Genomic DNA, 6,491 nt, shown 5'->3' on the forward strand with positions numbered 1-6,491 from the left:
AGTTCGGTCAGCGCATCGTCAACTCGCATCCGGCGCTGCTGCCCGCATTTCCGGGCGCGCATGGGGTGGCCGACGCGCTGGGATACGGCGTCAAGGTCACCGGTTGCACGGTGCACTTGGTCGATAGCGGCGTCGATTCCGGACCGATACTGGCGCAGCGGATCGTCGAGGTGACCGCCGCCGACACCGTCGAGACCCTGCATGAACGCATCAAGATAGTGGAACGTGATCTCCTCCCCGATGTGGTGGAGGCACTGGTGACCCGCGGCGTGGTCACCGATGGACGAAAGGCACACCTGCAGTGAACGCACTTCGCAAGCCAATCCGGCGAGCCCTCATCAGCGTCTACGACAAGACCGGACTCACCGAGCTCGCGACCGCGCTGCATGCGGCCGGCGTCGAGATCGTTTCGACGGGTTCGACGGCCAAGACCATCGCCGGTGCGGGCGTACCGGTGATCGAGGTCAGTGCGCTGACCGGGTTCCCGGAGTGCCTCGAAGGTCGGGTCAAAACACTGCACCCGCGCGTACATGCCGGGGTGCTGGCCGACACCCGCAAGGACGATCACTTGGCGCAGCTCGACGAGCTCGGCATCGCGCCGTTCGAGCTGGTCTGCGTCAACTTGTATCCCTTCACCGCGACCGTCGCCTCCGGCGCCTCCCCCGACGAGTGCGTGGAGCAGATTGACATCGGCGGACCGTCCATGGTGCGTGCCGCCGCCAAAAATCACCCGTCGGTGGCGGTCGTCGTGGACCCGGCTGATTACCTGCGCATCGCCGAGGCTGTTGCCGCCGGTGGCTTCGATCTTGCCGCGCGGCGAGCGTTGGCCGCGAAGGCGTTCCGGCATACCGCCGACTACGACGTCGCCGTCGCCTCGTGGATGAGCAGTGTGGTGGCGCCGGATACCGATTCGCAGTTCCCGGTGTGGACTGGTGCCACGTGGGATCGCAGCGCGGTGCTGCGCTACGGCGAGAACCCGCACCAGGCCGCGGCGCTCTACACCGCCAACTCCGGTCCGGCCGGGCTCGCCCAGGCCGAGCAACTGCACGGCAAGGAGATGAGCTTCAACAACTACACGGACGGGGATGCCGCCTGGCGTGCCGCCTACGACTTTGCCGATCCGGCAGTAGCAATCATCAAGCACGCGAACCCGTGCGGAATCGCCGTCGGCGCGGAGATCGCCGACGCGCACCGCAAAGCGCACGAGTGCGATCCGGTCAGCGCCTTTGGTGGCGTGATCGCGGCTAACCGCCCGGTGAGCGTGCAGATGGCTGAGCAGGTTGCCGAGATCTTCACCGAGGTGATCATTGCGCCCGGCTATGACGAGGGCGCCGTCGAGGTGCTGTCCCGCAAGAAGAACGTGCGGATTTTGGTGGCTGAGCCTCCGACTGAGTCCGGCATCGAGTTGCGGCCGATCTCCGGAGGTGCGCTGCTGCAGGCGCGTGACGTGCTCGACGCCGAGGGCGACGATCCGGCCAACTGGACCCTTGCGACCGGCGATGCCGCTGACGCGCAGACCCTGGCCGACCTCGATTTCGCGTGGCGCGCCTGCCGATCGGTCAAGTCGAATGCCATCCTGCTCGCTAGCGGCGGCGCCTCGGTCGGCGTCGGCATGGGGCAGGTGAACCGCGTCGATTCGGCCCAGCTGGCCGTGACCCGCGCCGGGGACCGGGCCGCCGGGTCGGTGGCTGCCTCGGATGCGTTCTTCCCGTTCCCCGATGGTCTGCAGGTGCTGACGCAGGCCGGCGTGCGCGCCGTGGTGCAGCCGGGCGGCAGCGTCCGCGACAACGAGGTGATTGAGGCGGCCGCCGCCGCGGGCATCACCATGTATTTCACCGGCGCCCGGCATTTCGCTCACTGATACCACGCGCTGGTTGAGCCGGGCGAGGTACCAGCCCGCACCGTCGGCACCACGCACCCATGTCGCTGGCTGACCTGGCCCTCCTCGTCGCAGCGGGCTTCGCCGCGGGCGTGGTCGGCTACGTCACCAGGCTGGCATCGATCATCAGCTATCCGGCGCTGCTGCTGGTGGGACTGAATCCGCTGACCGCCAATGTCACCAACACGGTGGCGATGGTGGCCGTCGGCGTCGGCAGCTTCGCGAAATCCGGCCGGGTTCTCCTGGCCGAGGACGGCACGTCGGCGGGGCGCGGCACGGGGGCCGATCACTGGCCCAGGACGGTCTGATCGCGCTACTGGGCGGTGCGGTCGGGGCGGGGATCCTGCTGCTGTCGCCGGACAAGGTCTTCGTCGTCGTGCCGTATCTGGTGGCCCTCGCCTCGATCGCCTTGCTCTTGCAGCCGCGCCTGCGCGCCCGCGTGGGGGAGCGGACCAACCATCCGGCCTGGTGGCCGGTCGGTGTCTTTCTTGTCGCCGTCTACGGCGGCTACTTCGGGGCGGGGGCGGGCGTGATGTTCGTGGCGCTGGCCATGGTGCTCACCGGTTTGCCGCTGTGGCACGCCACTTTGCTCAAGTCCGCATTGCTCGGCATCACGAACGCTCAACTGACTCGCCACCGGTTCCCGCGCCCTCTCGCGGTTCCGACGGCCTCCCGGGAATCCGTGCGAACCGCGATAGGGCGCGGAAAGCGACGAAGGGCGCGCGAAGCACCATACGGCGAGGGAACCGGCGGAGGGCGCGCGAGGGGGAAATGGAACCGAGAACGGTTCGCGCGCGTCTAATTCATATGAGGTTGCCAATAGATTCCCACGGCCTGACGTGGCGCGCCGAGGCGCTCGATTCGGGGCACTCCGAAGACGACCTCGCCCAGCTGATCGCGTCGAAGGATCTGCTCCGTGTCAGTCGTGGCGTGTACGTCATTGCCGATCGGGTGAAGGATCTCTACGTGCCCGATGAGCTGTACCGGCTCAAGTGTGTGGCCGCCGCGACCCGGACGGACACACCGTTCGTGCTCAGTCATCAGTCGGCCGCAGCGGTGCTCCGACTGCCGCTGTTGAACCCGGACCGAAGCCGCGTGCACGTGGTCCGTGACGGTGCGCGCGGAAGTCGGCGGTCGACGCGGCACGTGCACGAGGGGCCGACGGAGGGGGCTACGGTGACCGTCGATGGGATGACCCTCACCGGACTGTTGCGCACGACGGTCGACGTCGCCGCGGAGGCGGCTGCCGGCGGCCGCTTTGCGCGCGCACTGGCCGTATTCGATTCGGCGCTACGTGCCGGGGTGCTGCGCGAGGAGTTGACCGAAGTGCTCGAGCAACGACGACGGCGTGGCATCGCGGTCGCCCGGTATGCACTCCGGCTGGCTGACGGCCGGGCCGCGAATCCAGGAGAGTCCTGGAGCCGTGCCCAGTTGATCGAGGCGGGTTTGCCGAAGCCTGATCTTCAACACGAGTACGTGGTGACTATCGACGGCGTACGGCAGCGCGCGTTCACGGACTTCGACTGGAACGAGAAGGTGTCCGGAGAACTCGACGGCACAGTGAAGTACCTCAAGCATCGTCGTCCGGGGGAATCGGAACTCGATGCGATCCTCCGGGAGAAGAAGCGCGAGGAGGCCCTCCGTGATGTCGGTACCGATCCGATCCGGTGGACGATCGACGATCTATGGCGGGGCCGGATGGTGGGCCGGGTGGCCGAGCGGCTCCGTCGGTTCGGCATCCTTTAGTCGCTCGGACGCCCAACGACGGCTCCCGCGCCTTCCCGGGACGTGAGGGCGAACCGGGAAAGGGCGCGGGAGCGACGGAAGGCCGCGGGACTAGGGGATGGCGCGGCGGAGGATCACGTAGTTCAGGCCGGCGGCGGCGGCCGCGGCGGTGAGGCCGCTCAGGGCGACGTATACCGCTTTGGCGTGAGCCAGGGCGTGGCCGAAAGCCGACCAGGAGTCGGAGGCCGAAATCCCCAGGGCGGCCACCAGGAGCACCACGACAAACCCGATGATGGTGGCCAGCAGCCAGATCAGGCCGAACCGCCGGTAGATCAATGCGCCGAGGAAACCGATGGTGAAGGCCAGGATGGCGGCGGTGAAGAAGAACAGTGCGGCGGCCAGCGGACCCTGGTCCCAGATCCATGGCAGGTAGAAGAAGTATCCGTCGAAGCCCCAACCGTCGGTGGCGCGCTCGAGCACGCCGCCGATCAGGTAGATCACGGCGAGGACCAGCGAGGTCCCGAGGGCGGTCGCCATGGTGCCGTTGAAGAACTCGCGACGGCTGACACTCATCGCCTGCGAAAACGGGAATGTCAGATTCAGGGCGTAGACGCCGACAATGGCGAAGTACCAGAGCGGGGCTTGGGTGCCGCCGCTATACATCGGCTCATCGATGGGGCCGTTGACCGAGAAGAGAATGATCCCGTACACGGCCAGGGTGATGGCGAACGCAGCGAACAGAATCATCAGCGGTATCCAGATGAAGGTGTTGCGGTTCACCAACTGCATGCGGACGACGTTGGCGGTGCGGTTCATTGCGATGCTCCAGTCTTCTGGGTGAGGCGCACGATCAGTTCCTGCAGGGACACAGGTGCAGTGGACAGGCCGGCGGCGGCGAGCTCGTGCTCCTCGCGATCAGTGAGTGCCCCGAGGACGGTGACCTGCGCGACTGGGCCGAGGCGCTCACGATGGAGTTCCTCACGTTGGCCGATGAACTGATCGACGGTGGTCGCCGGTCCGACGACAGAGAAGGCACGCTCGCGCAGATCGTCGACCGACTCGTTGACGACGATGTGTTGGTCGTCAACGACGATCACCTGCTCGATCAGATTGGCGACCTCGTCGATCAGGTGGCTCGAGAGCACGATGGTGCGCGGGTGCTCGGCGTAATCGGCGAGCAGCCGATCGTAGAAGATCTGCCGAGCGACGGCGTCCAGGCCGAGGTAGGGCTCGTCGAAGAAGGTGACGTCGGCGCGCGCCGCCAGGCCGATGATGATGCCGACCGCGGAGAGCTGTCCGCGGGAGAGCTTCTTGATCTTCGTGGTCACCGGGAGCCGGAAGTCGTCGATGAGCTGCGCGGCGAGGTCGGCATCCCAGTTTGGGAAGAACAGCGCGGCAATGGTGAAGGCGTGCGCGGGTTTGCTGTCGTCGGGGTATTTCTGGCTCTCCCGGACGAAGCACATGCGCTCGAGGACATGCGGATTCTCGTACGGCTCCGCGCCGTAGATCGCCACTTGGCCCGCGTCGGCGAAGTTCTGGGCGGTGAGGATCGACATGATGGTCGTCTTGCCCGAACCATTGCGGCCGAAGAGGCCGCAGATGGTGTTCGGTTCGACGTCGAAGCTGATGGCGTCGAGGACTGTGTTGTCGCCGTAGCGTTTGGTGAGGTCGCGGACCGCGATGGCTGGCTGACCGGTGGCGGAGGTCATGGGGTGCTCCTGTTCGTGATGAGGTCGACGACGTCGGCGGGGGTCAAGCCCAGCCGGGTCGCCTCGGCGAGTAGGGGGTCGAGGTAGCGGTCGGCGAAGGATTCGCGGCGCTGGCGTTGCAGTAGTTCGGCCGCGCCGGTCGCGACGAACATGCCAATCCCTCGGCGTTTGTACAGCACGCCCTTGTCGACCAGCAGGTTCACGCCTTTGGCGGCGGTTGCCGGGTTGATTCGGTAGAACGTCGCTAGTTCATTGGTGGAGGGTGCCCGGCTCTCCTCGGCCAGGGCGCCGTCGATGATCGAGTCGGCGACCTGGTCGGCGATCTGCTGGAAGATTGCCCGTCCTTGTTCGATCATGCTTTGGTCCTTTGGTTACTTAGTCGACTAACTAACCATGGCACCCGGTGCGAGTGCTGTCAACCGGTAGCGTCACGGTGATGACGACGTACGACGACGCGGGGCGCTGCCCGTGCGGGAGCGGGGAGACGTTCGGGCTGTGCTGCGCGCGATACGTCGCAAGTGCGACCGGAGGGGCGGCACCGACCGCACAGGCGCTCATGCGCAGCCGGTACACGGCATTCGCCCTCGGCGATGCGGCACACCTGCTCGAGACCTGGCATCTGACCACCCGGCCGCCGGTGATTGACCTGGATCTGGAGCAGCGGTGGCTGCACCTGACCGTCGAATCCTGCAGTGCCGGTGGACCTTTCGACTCCGCCGGCACGGTGCAGTTCATTGCGGTCTACCGCGGCCCAGACGGTCGCGGAGAACTTCACGAACTCAGTCGGTTCGTCCGTGAGAACGGACGCTGGTACTACGTCGACGGCGACGTGGTCAGAAGCCCGGGTCGCGGCCGGTGAAGGCGATGAGCGCGGCGGTCGGGGTCGCGTCGCGGGCGGCGTCGCGTTTCGGCCCGAAGACGCCGGGCTGGCGGGAGGCCTCGTCGGGAATGTGCCCGAACATCGCCTCGATGAAGGTGATGGCCGCCGGCGGGATCTCGACGCTGTTCCCGATGGCGGCCGCCAGGTCCCAACCGTGAATGAATAAGTCCACGGCCGGGAACGACAGGCCCTCCCGGACGGTGCGCGGCCCCATCGGGCTGTCCACCACGCGGTCCAGATCGTCGACGGTGTCGGCGGCGGCCCGTGCCTCGGCCGCGCGTTGCGCCCACCACTGACC

General features: G+C 67.0%; 10 protein-coding genes. 6 read left to right on the top strand and 4 right to left on the bottom strand.

Translation table 11 applies throughout. From position 1 onward, the window contains the following. The 5 genes from purN to WAW85_RS11435 all read left to right on the top strand — a co-directional run. A partial coding sequence (purN, locus tag WAW85_RS11415; RefSeq protein WP_422559727.1) for a phosphoribosylglycinamide formyltransferase occupies positions 1-305 on the top strand: 305 nt, incomplete at its 5' end. Further along, positions 302-1,861, top strand: coding sequence for a bifunctional phosphoribosylaminoimidazolecarboxamide formyltransferase/IMP cyclohydrolase (gene purH / locus WAW85_RS11420; protein WP_422559728.1), 1,560 nt, complete (start codon positions 302-304; stop codon positions 1,859-1,861). The genes purN and purH, both read left to right, overlap by 4 nt. A gap of 59 nt (positions 1,862-1,920) precedes the next feature. Further along, the gene (locus WAW85_RS11425; protein WP_422559729.1) at positions 1,921-2,187 is read left to right on the top strand and encodes a hypothetical protein; all 267 of its coding nucleotides are present in this window, start codon (positions 1,921-1,923) and stop codon (positions 2,185-2,187) included. A 41-nt stretch (positions 2,188-2,228) separates the two neighbouring features. After that, entirely contained in the window at positions 2,229-2,681 is a 453-nt protein-coding gene (locus WAW85_RS11430; RefSeq protein WP_422559736.1) for a TSUP family transporter, read from the top strand. Between the two features lie 11 nt (positions 2,682-2,692). Beyond that, entirely contained in the window at positions 2,693-3,625 is a 933-nt protein-coding gene (locus WAW85_RS11435) for a hypothetical protein (protein ID WP_422559730.1), read from the top strand. A gap of 90 nt (positions 3,626-3,715) precedes the next feature. Here WAW85_RS11435 and WAW85_RS11440 read toward each other — a convergent pair whose 3' ends face one another. The 3 genes from WAW85_RS11440 to WAW85_RS11450 are packed head-to-tail and all read right to left on the bottom strand — an operon-like array spanning position 3,716 to position 5,669. Beyond that, on the bottom strand, positions 3,716-4,420 hold the full coding sequence (locus WAW85_RS11440) for a hypothetical protein (protein WP_422559731.1): 705 nt from the start codon (positions 4,418-4,420) through the stop codon (positions 3,716-3,718). Beyond that, positions 4,417-5,313: an ATP-binding cassette domain-containing protein gene (locus tag WAW85_RS11445; RefSeq protein ID WP_422559732.1), complete on the bottom strand. Its 897-nt coding sequence runs from the start codon at positions 5,311-5,313 to the stop codon at positions 4,417-4,419. Before WAW85_RS11445 ends, WAW85_RS11440 begins: the two co-directional genes overlap by 4 nt. Beyond that, positions 5,310-5,669 (bottom strand): GntR family transcriptional regulator, encoded by a 360-nt coding sequence (locus WAW85_RS11450; RefSeq protein WP_422559733.1) that lies wholly within the window; start codon positions 5,667-5,669, stop codon positions 5,310-5,312. The genes WAW85_RS11445 and WAW85_RS11450 overlap by 4 nt, the downstream gene beginning before the upstream one ends. Before the next feature lie 47 nt (positions 5,670-5,716). Here WAW85_RS11450 and WAW85_RS11455 point away from each other — a divergent pair, with 47 nt between their 5' ends. Beyond that, positions 5,717-6,172, top strand: a complete 456-nt coding sequence (locus tag WAW85_RS11455; protein ID WP_422559734.1) for a YchJ family protein — start codon at positions 5,717-5,719, stop codon at positions 6,170-6,172. On the opposite strand, the gene WAW85_RS11460 is transcribed toward WAW85_RS11455, so the two are convergent. Beyond that, on the bottom strand, positions 6,147-6,491 hold a 345-nt coding region (locus tag WAW85_RS11460; RefSeq protein ID WP_422559735.1), incomplete at its 5' end, for a TIGR03086 family metal-binding protein. The two genes, WAW85_RS11455 and WAW85_RS11460, sit on opposite strands and share 26 nt — an antisense overlap.

Origin of the sequence: Gordonia sp. (in: high G+C Gram-positive bacteria) (genome assembly GCF_049299075.1) — a bacterium.
In the GTDB taxonomy this organism is placed as follows: Bacteria; Actinomycetota; Actinomycetes; order Mycobacteriales; family Mycobacteriaceae; genus Gordonia.

Bases quoted from the DNA above. Each gene is read 5' to 3' on its own strand.
- WAW85_RS11425 (WP_422559729.1), top strand. From the start codon at position 1,921: ATGTCGCTGGCTGACCTGGCCCTCCTCGTCGCAGCGGGCTTCGCCGCG.
- WAW85_RS11440 (WP_422559731.1), bottom strand. From the start codon at position 4,420: ATGAACCGCACCGCCAACGTCGTCCGCATGCAGTTGGTGAACCGCAAC.
- WAW85_RS11445 (WP_422559732.1), bottom strand. From the start codon at position 5,313: ATGACCTCCGCCACCGGTCAGCCAGCCATCGCGGTCCGCGACCTCACC.
- WAW85_RS11450 (WP_422559733.1), bottom strand. From the start codon at position 5,669: ATGATCGAACAAGGACGGGCAATCTTCCAGCAGATCGCCGACCAGGTC.